Origin of the sequence: Prevotella sp. E13-27 (assembly GCF_023217965.1) — a bacterium.
Lineage (GTDB): Bacteria > Bacteroidota > Bacteroidia > Bacteroidales > Bacteroidaceae > Prevotella.
The window spans coordinates 1189216-1210350 of record NZ_JALPSC010000001.1 but is presented as its reverse complement, the minus strand read 5'-3'; the positions used below and the strand labels follow the sequence as shown (position 1 = coordinate 1210350).

14 protein-coding genes and 1 tRNA gene are annotated in these 21135 nt (G+C 46.2%); 8 read left to right on the top strand and 7 right to left on the bottom strand.

Annotation, left to right across the window (positions count from 1 at the left end):
- Positions 1-42: 42 nt before the first annotated feature.
- From M1L52_RS04975 to M1L52_RS04950, 6 genes are all read left to right on the top strand, one after another.
- Positions 43-1941, top strand: a complete 1899-nt coding sequence (locus tag M1L52_RS04975) for a hypothetical protein (RefSeq protein WP_248613838.1) — start codon at positions 43-45, stop codon at positions 1939-1941.
- Between the two features lie 55 nt (positions 1942-1996).
- Complete coding sequence (locus M1L52_RS04970) at positions 1997-3469, top strand: DUF5723 family protein (protein ID WP_248613837.1); 1473 nt, start codon at positions 1997-1999, stop codon at positions 3467-3469.
- Between the two features lie 137 nt (positions 3470-3606).
- A tRNA-Arg gene (locus M1L52_RS04965) sits at positions 3607-3678 on the top strand.
- Between the two features lie 48 nt (positions 3679-3726).
- Positions 3727-4020, top strand: coding sequence for a hypothetical protein (locus M1L52_RS04960; protein WP_248613836.1), 294 nt, complete (start codon positions 3727-3729; stop codon positions 4018-4020).
- A gap of 27 nt (positions 4021-4047) precedes the next feature.
- Positions 4048-6519, top strand: a complete 2472-nt coding sequence (locus M1L52_RS04955) for a TonB-dependent receptor domain-containing protein (protein ID WP_248613835.1) — start codon at positions 4048-4050, stop codon at positions 6517-6519.
- Positions 6520-6524: 5 nt separating this feature from the next.
- Entirely contained in the window at positions 6525-8567 is a 2043-nt protein-coding gene (locus M1L52_RS04950; protein WP_248613834.1) for a glycosyltransferase family 2 protein, read from the top strand.
- A gap of 5 nt (positions 8568-8572) precedes the next feature.
- Here M1L52_RS04950 and glmS read toward each other — a convergent pair whose 3' ends face one another.
- The 3 genes from glmS to M1L52_RS04935 form a co-directional block, all read right to left on the bottom strand.
- Entirely contained in the window at positions 8573-10417 is a 1845-nt protein-coding gene (gene glmS, locus M1L52_RS04945; protein WP_248613833.1) for a glutamine--fructose-6-phosphate transaminase (isomerizing), read from the bottom strand.
- A 215-nt stretch (positions 10418-10632) separates the two neighbouring features.
- Positions 10633-11877 carry a hypothetical protein gene (locus M1L52_RS04940; protein WP_248613832.1) on the bottom strand — a complete coding sequence of 415 codons (1245 nt, stop codon included), beginning with the start codon at positions 11875-11877 and terminating at the stop codon, positions 10633-10635.
- Between the two features lie 145 nt (positions 11878-12022).
- The gene (locus M1L52_RS04935; RefSeq protein WP_248613831.1) at positions 12023-12199 is read right to left on the bottom strand and encodes a hypothetical protein; all 177 of its coding nucleotides are present in this window, start codon (positions 12197-12199) and stop codon (positions 12023-12025) included.
- A 570-nt stretch (positions 12200-12769) separates the two neighbouring features.
- Here M1L52_RS04935 and M1L52_RS04930 point away from each other — a divergent pair.
- Positions 12770-13267, top strand: coding sequence for a hypothetical protein (locus M1L52_RS04930; protein ID WP_248613830.1), 498 nt, complete (start codon positions 12770-12772; stop codon positions 13265-13267).
- Positions 13268-13382: 115 nt separating this feature from the next.
- Entirely contained in the window at positions 13383-13484 is a 102-nt protein-coding gene (locus M1L52_RS04925) for a smalltalk protein (protein WP_248613829.1), read from the top strand.
- Positions 13485-13542: 58 nt separating this feature from the next.
- Here M1L52_RS04925 and M1L52_RS04920 read toward each other — a convergent pair whose 3' ends face one another.
- Genes M1L52_RS04920 through M1L52_RS04905 form a run of 4 tightly spaced genes read right to left on the bottom strand, consistent with a single transcriptional unit; the run spans position 13543 to position 20999 of the window.
- Positions 13543-15123, bottom strand: coding sequence for a hypothetical protein (locus M1L52_RS04920; protein WP_248613828.1), 1581 nt, complete (start codon positions 15121-15123; stop codon positions 13543-13545).
- A gap of 33 nt (positions 15124-15156) precedes the next feature.
- On the bottom strand, positions 15157-16110 hold the full coding sequence (locus M1L52_RS04915; RefSeq protein ID WP_248613827.1) for a SusE domain-containing protein: 954 nt from the start codon (positions 16108-16110) through the stop codon (positions 15157-15159).
- A gap of 35 nt (positions 16111-16145) precedes the next feature.
- Positions 16146-17885, bottom strand: coding sequence for a RagB/SusD family nutrient uptake outer membrane protein (locus M1L52_RS04910; RefSeq protein ID WP_248613826.1), 1740 nt, complete (start codon positions 17883-17885; stop codon positions 16146-16148).
- A gap of 24 nt (positions 17886-17909) precedes the next feature.
- Positions 17910-20999, bottom strand: a complete 3090-nt coding sequence (locus M1L52_RS04905; protein ID WP_248613825.1) for a SusC/RagA family TonB-linked outer membrane protein — start codon at positions 20997-20999, stop codon at positions 17910-17912.
- Positions 21000-21135 lie beyond the last annotated feature (136 nt).

Genomic DNA, 21135 nt, shown 5'->3' with positions numbered 1-21135 from the left:
ATTTTCAATATGAGGAAAATTACTGGTTTAAACCATGCCTTAATGGCACTTGGAGTATTGTTCTCCGGCACGATGTTCTTCTCATGTTCTACCGATGAAAACATCGACCTCAGTGACCTCGATACCACTATCGGTATAGGTTCCGACGGCTTTACGCTACCGACAAGTTCCACGAAGAACAGCCCTCTTGGCGATCTTCTGAAATTCGAGGAAGATGACTGTATTGACACGCTCGCCAATGGTGACTATCAATTCGTAAAGAGCGACAACATCTCGCCAGCCACTCCTAAGGTGAAAGAGGTTTCCTTCGTACAGGACAACCTTACCGCCCAAAACATTCCATTCGGTATCACCGCTGCTATGGCTTATGACAAGGCAAATAGCATTGTGAACAGTTACACCCTGCCCGAGACAGGTGTTCCAACAACCATTGCCACATTCAACTTCTCCGATCCAGCAGGCAATAGTCAGATAGTAAAGATCAACAAGGCCGACATCAATGGAGGCATTAGTCTTGACATCAACTTCCCCGACATTGCCAATATGGTAAACAAAATGTCGATGGACGTGTATATCCCTAAATTCTTCGCTTTCGACGAAACGGGTAAGGTCATAGACAAGACATCCGACGCTAACTACAACATAGTGAAGATAACTAACCACAACACTTCGACGGCATATCATCTCGCATTGTCACTGACAAACATTGAGAACATTGACACAGAGACGCCTGCCAAAGAGAGCTACGTGGTGGTAAATCCCAACACCATTAACATGCATGGACTTATAAAGGTCTTGATGCATTTCACCACCAATGACATCATAACAACGACACCAGGCTCAAAAGATATCACCATTGCCAACATGAACCTCGGTAATGCCAACCACGAGTTCGTCATCACCCGTGCTGAAGGTTGGTTCAACCCCGACATCAACATTGACGACAAGAATACCCAAATAAGCTCTGTACCCGGCTTCCTCACTGACGAGCGCGTGCACATAATGCTTGAGAACCCCACAATCAAGATTGAGATAGAGAACAACGTGGATATGGAGGCAATGCTTAAGGGTGTGCTCACTGCCAACTACAAGGACGGCACAAAACGCAAGCTAAACCTTACAAAGAACAAGGACATTGTGATGAAACGTCAAAGCATTACCCCCAAGACCACCATATATATCAACCGCAAGGGTGGAACTGACGATGCTACAACATCCTACATACAGGTGAACACTCCAGGCATCACCCCACTTGGCGGAAACCTCTATGAGGTGTTCGACATGGACTCTATCATAACAAAGATTCCTGAGAGCTTAGACTTCACATTCACTGCCGAGGCAAACCACGACACATCTAATCCTGTGGCCAACCCAGCAACAACAATTGACCTCTATGCCAATGATACCACCACAGTGAAGCGCGGACTGGGATATGAGATAAAGCCTTCATATGAGTTTACGGCACCGCTGGCTCTGGAGAATGGTTCCCTCATCGTCTATACAGACACCCTGGATAACATCAACAAAGATCTGAAGGACCAGGACATAAACCTTTACGAAGGCAGCCATGTCCTCATAGAAGCCGACATCCACAACAGCACACCGCTTGAACTGCTCATCACCTCACCAAAGGCTATCGGTGTAAAGGACAACAACGGCAACGCCCCTGTAATTACCGACTGCAAGGTGGAGCTTATCGACAACAATGGTAATGTGCTTAACGGCGGCCTCACCGTTTACAAGAAGGGAGACCCCAAGAACAAGAAACTGCGCCTGAAGGTTTCTGGTAACCTTAAGAACTTCGACGGCATAGTGCTTGAAGTGATGGCCAGTGCGAAACAGCCTACGGCAGAAACCCTCAATGCTAGCAAACACAGGGTTCAGCTGGAAAATATTAAGATAAACCTGAACGGACGCATATCACTTGACCTTGACAAATAAACGTTCAGTGTGACAGCAATACAATCATTAATACTTTCCCAAAAAATATAAGCACATGAAGACAATTAAGAGATATATACTTGCCGTGACACTGATTTCACAGGCAGTAACCATGATGGCTCAAGAGCTGAACTCGGCATATTTCGTCGACGACTATAAATACAGGCACATCATGAACCCGGCCTTGGCCAACGAGCAGAGCTATGTAGCTATTCCTGTACTTGGAAACCTCAACATGAGGCTACAGGGTAGCTTAGGCGTTGGCGACTTCTTCTTCAAGAACCCCGACTACGGAATAAAGAGCGGTGCAAAGAAGACCACTACATTCATGCATCCGGGCATCTCTGTTGACGAGGCATTGAGCGGTTTTGACAAAGGTGCCAACACCGTTCTCTTCGACATGGACCTGCCAGTCGTATCTGTAGGTTTCGCAGGCTTCGACGGCTATAACACCATCGAACTGAAAGAGCGCATGCATTTCGGTCTCTCCATGCCCTATGACTTCTTCAAGTTCGCTAAGGACCTGAAAAACCAGGACTACTCCTTCGATGATCTCGGAGCACGCGGATGGAGCTACACCGAACTGGCATTCGGACACTCTCGCCAGCTCTACGAGAACCTGCGTGTTGGTGCAAAGTTCAAGCTGCTGTTCGGTACTGCCTACGCAGACTTCAGCATGGAAGGTGTTCATGCCAACCTGACAGGCGACCACTGGCTCATCGACGGAAAAGCTCGTGGTGAGATAAACATGAAAGGAGCCTCTTTTAAAGAGAAGGAAGAAGAGTATAAGACACAGCCAGGAAAATACAAGCGTGTTGACGGCATTGACACCGATGGTGCTGGTATTAGCGGCTTCGGCATCGGAGTTGACCTCGGTGGTGTCTATGAGTTCAAGGACTGCTCTGTTGACTGGCTTAACAAACTGAAGGTAAGCCTCGCCCTGACCGACCTCGGCTTCATCAGCTGGAGCAATGGCATTGTGGCTGAATCGTCAGGCAAGACATTCCGTTTCGACGGCTTCAACGACATGGACATGAGCAGCGGAGAAGGCAAGAAGACCTTCGATGACGAGAAAGACAATTACGCCGACCGATTCAAGGACTTCGCAAACCTTGAGAACAAAGGCGACAATGGTGGCAGCACACACGCACTGGCAGCTACCCTTCGCTTTGGTCTGGAGTATCCTCTGCCTTATTACGACAAGCTCACCTTCGGCTCACTGCTCTCTCATCGTTTCGATGGCAAGTATTCGTGGACTGAGGAACGCATCAGCGCCAACATACGTCCGCTGAAATGGGTTGACGGTGGCATCAACGTGGCATTCACGTCTTTCTGCACTACCATGGGATGGGTGGTTAACTTCCATCCGTCAGGAATGAACTTGTTCATCGGCATGGACCACATGATAGGCAAGACAGGAGCATCATCTATTCCCCTCGACTCCAATGCCAGCTTCAACCTTGGTCTGAATGTGGCATGGGGTGGCAAGAAAAAATCATCACGCAATCTGTACCTGCTCACATTCTAACCTCTCACCTCTTACCTCTAACCTCTCACCTCTCACCTCTAACCTCTAACCTCTAATAATTGATACAACTCTGATAAAAAGGGAGAAAAGTTTTTGTTTCTCCCTTTTTCTTTGTACCTTTGCGCCCTGTAAAAAGGGCTCTAATAGTTCAATGGATAGAACAACTCTCTCCTAAAGAGTAGATCCGAGTTCGATTCTCGGTTGGAGTACAACCAAACACATCCTACTTTCAACTGAAACGATACTGCTAAAAAACAATGGAAAAAATCTCCCTGCGTCTTTATGTCCTTCTTTGTACTGCTATTATGTGGTTGCAATCGTGGGCACAAGGCAATGTCGAGAATGATGACATGACAGGAAGGCGACAGATTGATTCAAGCGAAGAAAGTATAGATGACTTGCTCGAGTATCAGCAGATAGACATTAATATTTCAGACGTAATAACTATTCTCCTGGTAATTCTCGCATGCTATGTCTTCGGCAAGATATGGAGAGGCTGTTCATACTTGATTATAGTTATTGCCGCCATATTCTACTATCTCGCACGATAAATACAACACAAAAACGAGCCACAAACCATGAACAGATTATTATTAGTCATATTACTTCTTTTTACTGCCGTTGGCATTCAAGCTCAAGGACTTGTAAAAGGACGAATCCTGGACCGCCAGACCGACGAGGTTATGCAGTTCGTGAACATACGCATCACAGACAGCAACAACAAGCACGTCGGCGGTGCCATGACCGATGTGAAAGGCTCCTTCCAGATAGGCAACCTGAAAGACGGCAGTTACACGCTGCAGGTTACCTTCGTGGGCTACAAGACAGTGACACGCAAGTTCCAGATTACTCCCCAGCAACGTCGCGTACACTATAACGCCATCTATATCGCCGAGGATCAACAGACGTTGAAAGAAGTGCAGGTCGTAGGACAGCGCTCGCAGATGAAGCTCGAGGTTGACCGCAAGACATTCACCGTTGACGAGGTCCTGGCAGCAGCAGGTGGCTCAGTCACCGACCTGTTAGAGAACATCCCTTCAGTAGAGGTAACCACTGACGGAGAGATATCTCTTCGCGGCAATTCCAGCGTAGAGGTTTGGATCAACGGTAAGGCAAGCGGACTTACAGCCGACAATCGCGCTGAGATCCTTCAGCAGATTCCCGCTGAAAGCATAGAACGCATAGAGGTCATAGACAACCCATCAGCGAAATACTCGCCAGAGGGCACGGCAGGCATCATCAACATCATCCTCAAGCGCGACCGCAAGGCTGGCTACTACGGCTCAATGCAAGCAGGTGCCAACAACCAGAAAGGATGGAACGTGGGTGGTAACATCAACTACTCGTCAAAGACTCTTGATGCGAACATCAACTTAGGTCTGCGCCGTCGTCGCGGCAACGGTGGCAACGAGAGTGAGCAGCATTATCCTTTGCAGGACACTTTCATGAACAGCCACGGCGACAACAGCAACAAAGGACGTGGTCTTTTCGGACGTGCCGGACTGACATTCCACCTCTCTGACAACGACGACCTCTCGCTACAAGGCATGTTCCTCAGAGGAAAGCCATCAAACGATAATGTCAGTGAATATGACTACGGTGTGCTCTCAACTGGCGAGGTACTGAAACACATGACACGTTCCACCACATCGCCTGAAGGCAAGCACCGCATGTACAACGCTGAACTTTCCTTCACACATAAGTTCAACGAGAAAGGCACACACACCCTCGACGCATCACTGTCGTTCAACAAGTGGAAGATGAACAGCTCCACTATCTATCGCAACGACACCACATATACCAACGGCTCTCCTGCCACATGGAGTCTTCAAAACCGCCCCATGAACATGAACAACCACGCATGGGAAGCAAAGATAGACTATACCAACCAGATAAGCGAGAAGACGAAGCTCGAAGCAGGTTACAACGGGCGTATGTCTCATGAGAACACTCCACAGGAGTCGCAGATATGGAACCAGACGACAAACAAATATGATGATGAAGCCTTCTTCTTCAATCGCTTCATCTATGATATAGACATACATGCACTCTATGTCACAGCCAACATGAACTTCGGAAAGTTCGGCGTGATGGCAGGAATGCGCGGTGAATACTGGAAGGTTGACACAAAGAGCATAGACTATTACCAGAACGAGAGTCCATTTAAGAAAGACTACTTCCAACTCTTCCCATCACTGTTTCTCAACTATTCGCTGACCGAGACTGCCCAGTTGCAGCTTAACTACACACGTCGTCTGCGCAGGCCATGGGGCGGACAGCTCAACTCATTCAAGAACACCCGCGACGCGTCGATGATTGAGTTCGGTAACCCAGAGTTGACGCCAGAATACACCAACTCGTTCTCGCTCAACTTCATGAAGACATGGGAAGGACACACCCTGTCAATAGGCACCTACTACCGTCCTACGACCGATGTCATGCAGCGCATACGCTATCAGGGCACCTACAACGGACAGCCATCAATGTTTATGACAAACCTCAATGTGGCAAAGAGTCAGAGCTCGGGTGCAGAACTTATCTTGAAGAACAAGTTGTGGCGAATACTCGACCTTACCACCACGCTCAACGCCTACTACTACAAGCTTAACGGATTCCAGACCATGGTGGAGAACCAACTCGTGACAGGCGAAAGCGACGAGAGCTTTGCTTGGGACGGCAGACTGCTGGCATCCGTCATACTGCCCTATAGCATCACCCTTCAGGCAACAGGCAACTATCGCTCACGCTCAGTGATCACACAGGGTTACCGTAAGCCCAACGGTTCTCTTGACCTCGGCCTTCGTAAGACCTTCTTAAACAAGATGTTTGCCCTTGCCATCAACTGGCGTGACGTGTTCGGCACTCGCAAGTTTGAGAACTACACCGAGAGCCCTACCTTCTGGCGTCACCAGAAGAGCTGGCGCAAGCCTCGCTTCAACGTACAGCTGACCTGGAACTTCGGTAACATGACGAGTCAGAAGAAGCCTCAGCGCGAGGACAATCAGCAAGAATCCGACGAGGACAATAGCTATAGCAGCTTCGAACAATAATCATTATGGAGAACAGCACACTCATATCTGTTGTTACGCCCGTGTTCAACGGCAATGACTTTCTCAAAAGCATCTACAAATGCCTTTGCGACCAGACGTATGCCAACTGGGAATGGGTGGTCGTTGACGACGGCTCTACCGATGAAACATGGCTGACGCTGACGGAGATAGCTCGTGGTGACGAGCGCGTGAGATGCTTCTCTCAGCATAACAGCGGTTCGGCAAAGGCGGCCCGCGACCATGCCGTCTATGAGTCGCGCGGCGACATGCTCATACAGCTCGACGTTGACGACCGCATAGAGGAGCACTATATGGAGAAGATGCTCCTCAGACAACAACAAACCAATGCCGACATTGTCTATCCAGTCATGAAGTTCATAGACATGCTGACAGCCGACAACACTCAAAGCAGCTCTCTTCAGGACAGATGCACACGGACACTCCCTGTGGAAGGCTTTGATGCTTCACTCGTTTATAACGGCCGTGAGCTTGTGAAAGAGACCATGCCCGACTGGTCTATAGGTTGTAACGGCGGCCTCTATCGGCGAAAGGCGTGGCTGAACTTAAGCTACCCTCCACAAAAAGAAAAGCCTGCCGTCACCTCCGACGAGGTCGATGAGCGTCTCTTCTTGCTTGCAGCAGAACGTGTGGCATTTTCCGATGCCGTCTATTTCTATCAGAACAACGACAACTCCTACACCATAAGGGTGACACCGAAGTTCTTCCATTACAAGACAATGACACGCCTACAGCTTGCCGATGTCATTGAACAGAACTTTGCGCCTGACAGTATAGAGGTGTCACGTCTTCACAGCTGTCTATTCTACGGATGGCGAAGCATGATGGCATGCTATGCCCACAACTATGGAAACCTGACAGGAGCCAACGATGCCATCGAGGCAAAACTACAACAGCTGTTCCAGCGCATCAGCTTCCAACGTCTTACCATAAGGCAGCGCATGCATTTCCTGTGGCTCACGGACTACAAGCTGCTGTTCATGCTTTTCGCTCTGAAGTATAACCCCCGGATTATCTTCGAAAAACTGTTACAGCGCTATTATCCTATACTTTACAGATTGACCATCATAAGGAGACGTACGGAGAAAGAGATACTGAAACGCATAGCTCCCTTATACAAAGATGGCAATGAGACGGCTATGAAAAGTAGGGAAGATGCCAAGAGTGCCACTGCCGTGGTGTGCATACACACCCGTGGCACTGCCGACGGTGGTCTTGTCGATCGTTTGCGTGGTGCTGTGAGTGTCTTCCAGCAGTGTCTCAGGACAGGACGTGACTTCCGCCTGTTCTTTGACTATCCGTTCCCCTTGACAGACTATCTCGTGCCTGCGGAGTATGACTGGCAGATAGACAGAAACGACATCATATGGAACACTGAGAAGGCACACGTGGTCATCTGTGACACACAGACGACATCACAAATAGAGCGGCGTCAGCACCGCAAGCTCTTCTATAAGGAGTTCACCGCCAATAGCGACAAGCAGATACACTGCTACACCAACTCGCCCATCAGCTTTATTGATGGCTTTGCCGACAGCTTCAAGAAACTGTTCCGTCCTTCCGACCGACTGTCACAGCATCTTAAAGAGATAAGCGACGACATAGCTGCGCCCTACATAACTGTGTCAGCGCGCTTCTGCAACCTCCTTGGCGACTTCAACGAAGAGGTGTATAACGAGCCGTTGCCCGCAGCAGAACAGCAGCAGTTGCTCAACAGCAGTATTGAGCAGCTCATGGCCCTGAAGCAGCAACATGCTGACAAACGTATTGTTGTGTGTTCCGACAGCACCACGTTCCTTGAGCGCAGCCGTGAGGCCATAGGGGCGTATATAATAGATGGTACCGTGTCGCATATCGGCAACGATACCATCCGTTCCTACGAATACTACGAAAAGACTTTCCTCGACTTCTTTACTATTGCCCGTGCCGATGCTGTATTCCTTCTCAAGGGTCCTGGCATGTATCGCAGCAACTTCCCTCAGGCTGCTGCCCTACTCGGTGGAAAGACTTGTGAGGTCGTCGTTTTCTAAAGACATCACTCTACGGTGACTGATTTTGCGAGGTTACGGGGCTGATCCACGTTCTTGCCCTTGCACACAGCGACATGGTATGCCAACAGCTGCAGAGGAATGGTAGCCACAAGCGGCTCAAGACACTCTATGACATCGGGCAGCTCTATCACCTCGTCGGCAATACGCGCAATGGTGTCGTCGCCTTTAGACACAAGAGCAATGACACGACCCTGACGGGCCTTTATCTCCTGAATGTTTGACAGCACCTTCTCATACATAGCGTTGTGAGTGGCAATGACCACCACAGGCATATCAGAGTCAATAAGGGCGATAGGTCCGTGCTTCATCTCTGCAGCAGGATAGCCCTCAGCATGGATATACGAGATCTCCTTCAGCTTCAGTGCGCCCTCAAGAGCCACAGGATAAGAATAGCCGCGACCAAGATACAGGAAGTTGTGGGCATAGGTGAACGTACGTGCAAGGTCGCGCACCTTCTCGTTGGTCGTCAGCACCTCCTTCATTATCTCTGGTATTCGGTTCAGCTCACTCACCACCTTCAGATACTCGTCACGCTTTATTGTGCCCTTTGCCTCACCCAGTGCCAGTGCAAACATGGTGAGCACAGTCACCTGACCTGTGAACGCCTTTGTTGAAGCTACACCAATCTCTGGTCCCACATGGATATATGTGCCAGTGTCGGTAGCACGCGGAATGCTTGAGCCAATGGCGTTACAGATGCCATAGATGAAAGCACCCTTTTCCTTTGCCAGCTGTATGGCAGCCAGTGTGTCGGCCGTCTCACCACTCTGTGAGATGGCAATGACCACATCGCCCTTGCCTACTACAGGGTTACGATAGCGGAACTCAGAAGCATACTCCACCTCGCAAGGGATACGGCAGAAGCTCTCTATGAGCTGCTTGCCTATCAGACCTGCGTGCCATGATGTGCCGCATGCCACGATGACTATACGCTTCGCATCAAGCAGCTGACGGCGATAGTCTATGAGTGCCGATAGTGTCACGTGGTCGGCCTCGATGTTTATTCGTCCACGCATGCAGTTGGTAAGACATTCAGGCTGTTCAAATATCTCCTTCAGCATGAAATGGTCATAGCCACCCTTCTCTATCTGTCCGAGGTCAATGTCAACCTTCTTCACTTTCAGTTCCTGTTCCTCGCCAAGCAGGCTGAGCACCTTCAGCTCCTCGCCTAGGCGTATTACAGCAATGTTACCATCCTCAAGATACACCACCTTGTTCGTATATTCAATGATTGGGCTGGCATCAGAACCGAGGAAGAACTCACCATCGCCTATGCCCACCACCAGCGGACTCTGCTTACGTGCAGCAATGATCTGGCTTGGGTCGCGCTTGTCAACGATGGCTATGGCGTAGGCACCTATCACCTGATAGAGAGCCACCTGCACAGCCTCGAGCAGTGACAGCTTCTTCTTCACCATGATATACTCAACGAGCTGTACGAGCACCTCGGTATCGGTGTCGCTCTTAAACTCCACACCCTTCTCTTTAAGCTTCAGCTTAATATCGGCGTAGTTCTCAATGATGCCGTTATGGATTATTGCCAGGTTATGGCTCTGCGAATAGTGAGGATGTGCGTTGCGTGCCGAAGGCTCACCGTGAGTAGCCCATCGTGTGTGAGCTATGCCAATGCATCCGCTCACGTCCTTGTCACTGCAGTACTCCGTAAGGTTATCCACCTTTCCCTTTGCCTTATAAACGTTCAGGCTGCCGTCGGCATTGATGAGTGCCACGCCTGCCGAGTCATAACCACGATATTCGAGTCTGCGAAGTCCCTTGATAAGGATAGGATAAGCCTCCTGCTTTCCTATGTAACCAACTATTCCACACATAGTCTATGTATTATTAAATCTATATAAAAGTCATTCGTTTAGTTTTACGCTGCAAAAGTACTTAAATCGCTCGAAAAACACTCTTTTCATACAAAAAAATTCATTCTTACATTCATTTTTTTACAAAAAAAGGCAGACACCCACTCTGAGATGCCTGCCAATCGCGTTTTAGTTAGATATTAGGCTTTGGAATTCTAGTATTAATATTTAAAACCTTACTTAATCACAACCTTGTGGCCGTTCTTGATAGCGATGCCACGATAGCCATCCTTTACGCGCTGTCCCTGCAGGTTGTAGATAACGCTCTTCTGAACGAGAGAGGTCTTAACTGCATTTACGCTTGCAGCATCATGATCCTGTGCTGTTGCATAGAGCTCCTTGCTCTCTGGGTTAAATACGAAGGTTACGTCATAATTGCCAGCTACATCAATAGTAATGGTCTGATTACCTCCTTCTGCAGCTCCATAGTTCTCATTATCCCAACTATGATCTGCAACAACCTTGAACTCATAAGTAAGTGCCTCCAAAGCAACATCAGTACGAGTCAGACGGAAGATACCATCATCACCCTTTACCATGTCGTTATTTGTGTATGTGGGATCCCAATTCACACCACAGAGAGCTTCCTCACCGGCAATAGTCCAATTATCAATTGTTACAGGCTCTGGGTTGAGTTCTTCAAGATTAGTTGCTTCAGCCACAATTGTCCAGTTCGATGTTGCACTCTTGCCACCGTTCCAAGTCATTGTGAAAATGAAAGCATCTGCTTTGAATTTACTATAGTCAATCTTGAAGTTGCCATCATTAGTATACTCTAACCACTTTGGTGCTTCGCTATTAGAAGTCTTGCCCTCTACTGCATCGCCATCTGCATTATAGTAAACATCCCAGTAGCCCATCCATGAAGCGCCATTGGGACGGAATTTAAACTGTACAGAAGCATCGCCTTCTGTAGGTACAAGTGTGTACTTAAATTTTTTGCCTGCTTCGAGAATTTCTGCAAAGACTGTAGGATCATCCCAACCTACATGGCTGCCAGAAACGCCCAATGTGCTGACTTGAGCATCGGGAATTTCTGTGTAGTCTTCAGTAACATCTTGAAGGCTTACGCTACCTTCTCCATCATCCCATGAGAGGATGAAATAGCGGTCTGAGGAAACATCCTTAACATCACTTGTCTGCTTGGTATCAGCAGGATCGCCATTATTAAAGAGGAAACTGATTTGAGTGATTTCCTCAGGGAATGAATACATCCAGAAGCTATCGCCAGTATCAGGATGAGTATAAGTCTCTGTAAACTGCAATGTACCTGGCCAATCTCCAACGTTATCGAATGTACCACCTACAGCACCCCATGTCCAAAGAAATGGAGCGGTTTCGCTTTGTACGTAAATAGTAATCTTTGCCTGAGCTGCGATTGCCAGTACACACATAAATAATAAAGTAAAGATTTTCTTCATAATCATTTGGTTTTTAGAGTTTATAATAATGTTTTAAGATTTTGTATAGTTTCGTCAGTTATTCTGTGCAAAGATAATTGTTTTTATAATAGAGTATTCATGTGCGCATGTAAAAATGTAAAAAGTTTGTGTGCAAACGATTACATTAAGTGGGTTTCCTAAAAAAAAGAGGATGTGCCTTTGACTTCGATTTCAAACCATCATTTCCACTGCGTATGGCAGTCACCAGCTGCTTCTGTTCGCCACCGTTTCTCAAACCAAGATATTCCTCTCTCGTGAGGACGGGGCGCATCATCTTCGCCCCATCCTTATAATAAATCATGTGTACGCTCATAGTACACGACGGGACGTTGGGACTTTGGGACGGCGTACCGACTCACCGGCGTACCGCCGTACCATTTGCATAATTCAAATGAAGTAGTAAAATAGTGAAATTAACTTTTATATATTATATATATTATATATTAATATAATCTATATAATATATAAACATATTTTCAAGGTCTATGGTATGCAGCAAGTAAAAATCCTAATGGTGAGTCGGTACGCCGGTACGCCGGTGAGTCGTACGGATTCTGTTGACTATTGCTCCTGTGAATGTAGACTACTTTCCTGAATAAGTTTACTTTTCCTCTAATACATCATGCGACATCTCAATTTTAACATTTGAAATAAATCTGAGATAAATGAAAAGAATCCTTGTTTGGCACCTCAAAATTTAGTACCTTTGTACTGTGTTTAGGATGCATCACAAAGACACACAACGAGCGTTTAGAAAGAACGCACGCGGCGAACAGAAAGAACACCGCCAGCAATCAGGAAGAACGCTCACGAGAGACCTCAAACTACTTAAACAACTTAAACCTTTTAAACCTTTAAACTATTTAAAACTATGGGAACAATTACAATTAAGAAGTATCAGAACACAAACGAGAAGCTGACGAAGTGTTACGGCAAGTGGTATGGCAAGGTGCTACACCGCGGCACGATGGGCACCGATGAGCTGGCCAACCACATCATGAAGCACGGCTCTGTGTATACCGACGACGTGGTGCTGGGCGTGACCCGCAAGCTGATGCACTGCATAGCAGAGCAGCTGGCAGAGGGCTACAAGGTGAAGCTCGACGGAATAGGCACGCTCTACCTCGGCGCCAGCTCCACAGGTGCCGACAGCTCCGAAGACTTCGACATCTCGAAGAACATCACACGCATAGGCGTGAAGTTCCTCGCCGACCAGAGCAAGAACAGCATCTACACCGCAAGGGTGATGCGACAGAGCAACACGCTCACCACGAAGATTGGTCTCGAGGGCGGACATCTGGTCGACGGAAGCGCAAGCGACAACGGCAATGAGACGCCGAACCCAGGGGCAGTGGAGGAAGAGCCTTAAAACCTAAAACCTAAAACCCACCCCTTCCCTCCCGAGGGGAGGGGGATGAGTTAGAAAAGAACGCGAGAAAAAAATCCGTAAAATCCGTGAAATCCGTTGTTAAAAAAGAAAAGCTATGAAGAAAGAAACGTGGAAATTTATTTTGCAGACACTTGCGGCAATACTTACCGCGATAGCAACAAGCCTCGGAGTGCAGAGCTGCATGACGATGATGTAATACAAAAAGAGGGTGTGTCATGTGACATACCCTCTCTTTTTATATATAGTAACAATATTTATTTTGCCACTTTTAATATAGTCCAGTTACCTGTTATATCGTTTAGATAGAAGTCATAAGTTCCTGCTGGTACGGTAATGTCTGAGCTACCATTAGACAGTGTATAAACCGTCTGAGAAATAGGTTGCGAACCATCTCCACCCCAATCTTTGGTATCCCAATTGTGGTTAGCACGGAATTTCAGCTTGGCATCACCTGATAATTCGAAACCTAATAAGCACCAGTTGTGAGGAGCCTTGGCACATTGAGTCAGATCAAAGTCTGAATCCCAGTTGGTGCCATTGATAGTACCTATAAGACTGATGTTGGTATATTCTACTGTTGGTGCTTCTGCAGCTGTCCATTGATAGGTGCGGATATTCTTTTCCTCATCCATCTCAATTGTCAGCGTGAACCATCCCTCTGTAAGAGGACCAAGCCACTGACCAGGCTGAGCGAACGTACCACTCTCCTTACGAGCACCGGTAGCCTTACCTTCGAAGCCCCATGTCTTGGTGGTAGCATTTGCCAACATAGCCTCACGCTCCCAAACTTTCGCGTTATAAACCGACTTGCCACCATTGTTATTTGGCCAGAAAGTAGTATAAGTGAAGGTTGTGGGCGCAGTCTTGTAGAACATATAGTTGCGACTCGTTTCAGGAGCCTCCACCTTCATGTTACCACCAGTATTGGTATATAGATAGTAACAGTAGAACTGTATTACTGGTTCAATAACAACGGATTGCTTCTCCATGTTCATTGTCAGTTCGTATCTGACGGCACCGTCATTGGCAGGACCAACAAAGGCAGGTCCGCCTTTCAACATACCTTCTCCTTCACCTTGTCCAAAAGCAACACTCATGTCACCTGCCAAGAACTTAGCAAGGTCTTCTTCAGCCACAATCATAAACTCAGTGTCCTGACGAACATCGACATCATTCTTAATTGCATCTATAGTAACGGTGAATACAGGATCATCATAAATATCATCTTCACTATGTGAGAATTTTGTCTCTGTCCACTTACTATCAAGTCCCTTGACAACAGCATAATAACCTGTTGAGATGTATGTTCCTTGTTCGTTGGCAGGTGTAAACGTGACACAATAGTTACCGTAATAGTTGCTGCCAGGAGTTCCTACAACAGCTTCGCTGGTTTCGTTGGTAACTGTGTAAAGGTGAATACGTAGATAGAGCTTAGTTTGATTTGGGTTGTGTGTAAACTTATTATAATAAGCTGCCTGTAAATTACTCGGAAGCAAACTAACAATATTAGATGCTGCCATACTCTCGGCATCCAATGTATAAGCATCGCTAAAATCTGAAGCTTTAGCAATGTCAACCCTCGCCTTAATAATAGTATTGGACGGCATAACACCTTCGGTTATGGAAACAGTACCTAATTCTATTGGAGTATCGCTGCTTATAAGCTGAGCGAGATTGATGCTGCTCAACTCATTGGTATTAAATGTAATATCGCCAGATTGAAGCGCACTCTCCTGTGGATTCGACTGTGGTGGAATCGAAGCCGAATAATCTTCATCGCATGCGGTGAGAATTGTCGTCAGGAGAACCATTATATAGAAACTGAATCTTTTCATGTTTTCTTCTATTTTACGAAATTAAACATTGCATTAATTGACAGTAAACTTCACCTTGTTTGTGTTCATGTCAACTGTAAAGGTGACAGAACCACCAGCAAAGCCTGCAAACTTCCAAGTTCCCTTACCAGGCTGTAAAAGATCGTCCGAGTAAGAATTCTTCTCATCCCACTCACAGCCCGAGATAGGTGCGTCTTTCGCCTGCGGACCTACAGAACCCATTGGGTCATCGTCGCTACCCCAGTCGTCAAGATAGGTATAGAAGCGGAACTGGAGGTCGCCAGCAGGAATAACGAAGGTACCTTCAAATACCTTACTGCCTATTTCTGTCTCAATAAGTTTCCATGGCTCTAAAGCAGCTGCATTGGCAGGTTGAGGTGCAATCCAGTCATTAGGACTACCGACAAGATAGATGTAGGCAGGAGCCTTGATGGCTTCGTAGGCAGCCATGTAATTAAAGAAGACCGTATTGGAAATAATGGTAGATCCTGGTACAAGGTCAGTCAGTGCCTCAAAAAGTGCAGCTCGCACACGGAATGCAATCTTGCGGAAGCCTTTGTCCACATAATCCTCAGGCTTCGTAATACCATCGGCCTGATTAATACATTGAGCAATCTCCTCACCGTTGATGTCAGAACTACAAGTATAGAGGTTCGTGCTCAGATAGTCATCTTCACGACCAATAACGTTACCATTTCCATCCTTTACGTTCTTCTGGCACCATGTGATACCACCATCGGCTTGTACCACACCAACCTGAATGCTGTATGTAGCATAGGCATTATAACCAAAGTTAGGCTGTGACCAAGTTAAGTGAACGGTATTAGTAGCCGATAATTGAATGTATTGATCAGTCATTGCTGGAGTATTAAGCGTGAATGACGTAGGCGTTATAAACGTCGGATTGTCATCACGATCATCCTCACAAGATGTAAATATGCCTGCGATGCAAATGAGCAGAGCGCCAAGCAATAATTTGTTCTTCATATTGCGTATTTCTTTGTTGCTGATTAAAACTCCATTTATTCAATCTCAGAGTAGCCGTCAATTTGAATAAGATTACTGTTGGCCATGATTTCTGAAGAAGGCAGAGGGAATAAGTTTCGGCTCTTGTCAAACTTTATTTTATTGCTACCATCAGCTACACCGTTCTTATAAGACCAGTTGTAGCTATCCTGACCTCCAAATTTATTGAATCGGATGAGGTCAACACGGCGATAGCCTTCAAAGTAAAACTCGCGGGCACGCTCGTCCAGAACGTCACTCAACGAATAGGTGCTCTTGACTCCAGCGTGGGCACGATTACGGATAGCGTCCATATATTGCTTGGCCTTTGTAGAGGTTGCTCCATTGATATGAATCTCAGCCTCTGCAGCATTCAAATAAGCCTCAGCTGCACGGAAAAGGAAGAAGTCAATATCTACGTCTGTTGGGTCATGCGGAGTTGCACCTGTAGAGTAGTTGTTGTTCCACTTAGGAGTGGCAATACCCTGAGGATAAGAAGTGTTAGTTGCTAAGTCTAGTGTACGTCCTTTACCATAGAAGATTGCACGGTCGTCGCTACTGGCAGCACGAATCTCTGCAGAAGTTTTACCCACATATGTTGCAGGAGAAGATGTAAATACTTCCAGGAACTCAGGACGACAACGCATGCCCGACCAAGAACCATCTGTTGTACCAGGGCCTAAGTTGGTAACGGTCTTTGTAGTGTACTTACCATCTGATTCGCCCCACATGGCAGCAATGAAGAAGCGCGAACCTCCCCAACCACGTGTGGTAACGCCATCTTGCTTGAGTGGAAGAATTGCCTCACAGCTAGCACCGTTAGAGCCATTATCACCCATGAATAGCAAGTCATAAGGCTTGTATCCGTTTGAGGTTGCTGCAGCTGAAATCTTGCTGTCATCAAAGAGTGAATAGCCAGAGCCGATAACTTTCTCAGCATAGTTGAGCGCTTCTGCCCAATATGGGTTGTTCTGGCCATCGTTGTTCAAATATACACCAGCGTTCAGATACAAACGACTCAGCAGTAACCAAGCAGCAGCTTTGTCAACGCGTCCATAGTCTGCCTCTGTATCATTTTTGGGTTGTGCTGGCAACAGGTTGGGTTCTGCTGCTTCTATCTCACTCTTCACCCAATTGAACATGTACTCACGTCCCATAGCCAACAATTCTGCACGAGAATAAGACTGACCTTCAACATATTTAGAATTATATGCATGGGCCTGCTTGGGAGCTTCTGCTGATATAGAAGTTGTGAATGATGGGTCGCCAAAGAAGTCAAGCATCAGATAATTATTGTATGCACGCAACAGACGGACTTCAGCTATTAAAGTGGCATCTGCACCTTTGCTCTCAGCAATTTCCAAGAAGTGATTACAGAATCCGATGTTTGACACTAAGCGATAATATAGAAACTTAAGAGTTGGGGTACTGGGAACACATTGATTGTAACAGATGTCAACAATACCACCGTCACTCCACCAACAGATAGCTTCATCAGTAGGTAACACGTTGAAGTTGAAAATGTTACGTAACAGTGTAGAGCGTCCTGCATCCTGAATGGTAAAATCGGCTGAGCCATCATTACCTTCCATAATCAGGCCTGCATAGCACTTTGAATAAAGTGCGTTGATGTCTGCTTCTGCAGTGACGTTCGGATCGAGATTGCCATCGTTAAGGTCATCCATGCAGGAAGTGATACTGGTAGCAAACAAAATGGTTGCCACCGGAATCATTGCTTTGATTTTATTGAGTTTCATAATAATATCTTTTAGGGTTGTCGATTAGAAGTTCAAGTTAACGCCAAGTAAGAAAGTACGGCAACGAGGATAGACGCTACTTTCCTTTCCGCTAGTCTGCTCAGGGTCCAACCCTTTATATTTCGTGATAGTAAATGCATTGGTACATGAAGCATACACGCGTCCTGAAATACCATTATATTTACCCATCTTAAACAGATCCTCAAAGTTGTAGCCTAACGTAATATTGTCACACTTTAAGAAAGAAGCATTCTGTACAAAATAATCACTCAATGGATAGTTATAGGAGCTCCATTTCAGTGCGACAATGTCAGGAGTGCTGTTTACATAATAGCCTGCGCCATTAGCCAATACAGAAGAATTCATCTTACCCTGTACAATATCGTTATAGACATAATTGTCTATGCTGAAGCGGAAATTGGTACCCAAATCCCAGTTCTTATAAGCGACCTTAAAGAAGAAGCCTCCAGTCCAAGGAGCTGTGATGCTCTTATAGAAGTAACGGTCATTATCATCAATAACGCCATCGGCATTGCGATCAACATAGACACCTTGAATTGGTCGTCCGCTGGCATCATATACCTGCTGGAATACCCAGAAAGAGTTGGCTGGCTGTCCTACCTTGTGATAAGTCACTGTTTGATCTGTACCGGCAGTCATACCAGCCTCAATCATGTCGCGGCCACCATAGAGTTCGCTGATTTTGTTTTTGTTATAGGCCATATTAACACCTATCTCAACAAACATGTCTTTAGTCTGGATAGGTTTGCCTGTAATAGACAACTCTATACCTTTATTCTTCAGAGAACCGGCATTGAGCATCATAGCATTATCGAAGTTCATACCACCTGGGATAGTAGGTGTACAGAGCAAGTCTGTAGTTTTACGATAGTATGCATCGAGGGTCAGTGTAAGTCTCTCTTTGAACAATCCAAGATCAAGACCTAAGTTCCAAGTCGTAGTGGTTTCCCATGTCAGATCGTTATTATAGACGAGAGGCTGATAAAGGACACCTGTTGGATTAACCGACATGGGATAAAGATAATGGCTGTTGGCAACATCTCTTGTTACCTTGTAGATAGGTGTGTAATACTCTCTACCTGTGTCTTGCTGACCTGTCTTACCCCAACCTGCACGAATCTTGGCATCGCTGATTACATTTATATCCTTCAAGAATTTTTCCTCCTTCAATTTCCATGCGAAGGCTGCAGAGGGGAAGAAACCCCAACGATGACCATCTGCAAATCGGCTTGAGCCGTCATAACGGGCAGTGAAAGTGAGGAGGTAACGATCCATCAGCGTATAGTTCATACGTCCATACCAGCTTACGAGGACTGTCTGACCTTTCCATTTGTCTTCTGACTTGCCATAAATAGTATTAGCCTTGGGATTGCCATCATCATCCAATCCAGTATAAGTAGAAGGATAGTATGATTCGTAGTTGTTTGTACCCCAATAACGCATACGGCTGTATTCATAACCAGCCATGACATCAAAATGGTGATTTTCGTTGAAATCTTTTAAATATTGAGCATAAGAGGTATAAATCAAGTTGTACTTCTTTTCCTGGTTCTTGCCTTCTCCACCATAATAGAATCCATATGTGCTATAGCGATTGTTGTTAGTGTATTCACCACCATCAGCATACTCTCCGGCAAAGTTCATGTGGAGATGAATATCTTCTAACCCATGAATCTTATAGTCCATCTCGAAGTTACCTAGCAGTACGTTAGCTTTCTTATACCATGTGTAATGGTCAATCTTCTCCATGGGGTTGGCAGGAGAATTGTCAAGAAGCGTATAAGGGAATGTTGAATCGTAAACATCGGTTTCTTTTGTCCACTGCCAATAACCACCCCAGTTAGCATACTTCGAGTCACTACTCATAACAGGACGAGTAGGATCCATACTGGTTGCCAGACCTATGGCATCAGTACCTCCTGGCTGTGTCTTTGAATATGCGTATTTACCATTGATATTCAGATTCAGGTGATCATCTAATAATGAAGGGTTCAAAGTGAAGCCTGATGTGAAACGGCTATAGCTTGATTTCTTGAGTACGCCCTGTTGATTTGTGTAACCTGCGCTAACACGGTATGGCATTGCCCAGCTTGTATTTCCAACACCTCCTGTGACGGTGATATTCTGGTCGTGGCTGAATGAATTACGGTAAATCTCATTCTGCCAGTCTGTATCATATGTACCAGCAGCATAATTTGGGGTACCGTCAGCATTAAATTCTTTCCAACCAAGTCCATCATACTGCGTTGAGCCTTCTCCATATTTCTCTTTCATGAAATTTACATATTCGCTGGCGTTCATCACGTCCAGTTTTTTTGCAACACTACTGATTGAGAAAGTACCATTATAGGAAACTTTAGGAGCTTGATTGCGCCTTCCCTTTTTTGTTGTAATGATGATAACACCGTTAGAACCACGGCTACCATAAATAGCTGTTGCTGAAGCATCCTTCAGCACTGTGAACGACTCGATGTCGTTAGGGTTCACCAGCGAAAGTGGGTTACTTGTTCCCTTGGTAGCATTGTTATCCATGGGCATACCATCAATAACGATAAGAGGATCATTACTTGCATTAAGTGATGCACCGCCACGGATACGAATCTGGGCACCGTCACCAGGAGCACCAGAAGCAGAGTTGACATTGACACCTGCTATTTTGCCCTGAATCATGTCTTGTGCACTTACTTGCAGACCGTGGTTCTTCTCATCGGGCTTAAGTGCTGTGACAGAACCTGTAAGGTCGTTCTTCTTTACACGTCCATAGCCAATGACTACGACGTTCTCAAGCACGGCAGCATCGTCCTTCATGGTTACTACAACATTTGCGGCTGCCTTTACAACGGCTGTCTGATAGCCTACATAGGAAACAGAGATGTCTGCTCCCTGCTTGGCTGTCAATTGGAAGTTTCCGTCAAAATCGGATACTGTAGCAGTCTGTGTGCCCACAACTCTTACAGTAGCGCCAATGACGGGCTCACCCGTTGAATCCTTCACATGGCCTCGCACATTAATCTGTGCTACGGCTCCTAATGTCATGAACAAGCCCACTATGAGGGCAAGCATTCTGACAGGTAATCGATTCATTTTTTTCATTGAGTTTTTGAGTTATTGAGTTATTAATTGGTCGTTTGGGAATTGGTCGTTTGGGGGTATTATAAAGCGGTTATTGGCAATTTCAAGTGCAAAGATATGTTTCTTTTAATAGCCGATGAGGTATTTTATATAAAAA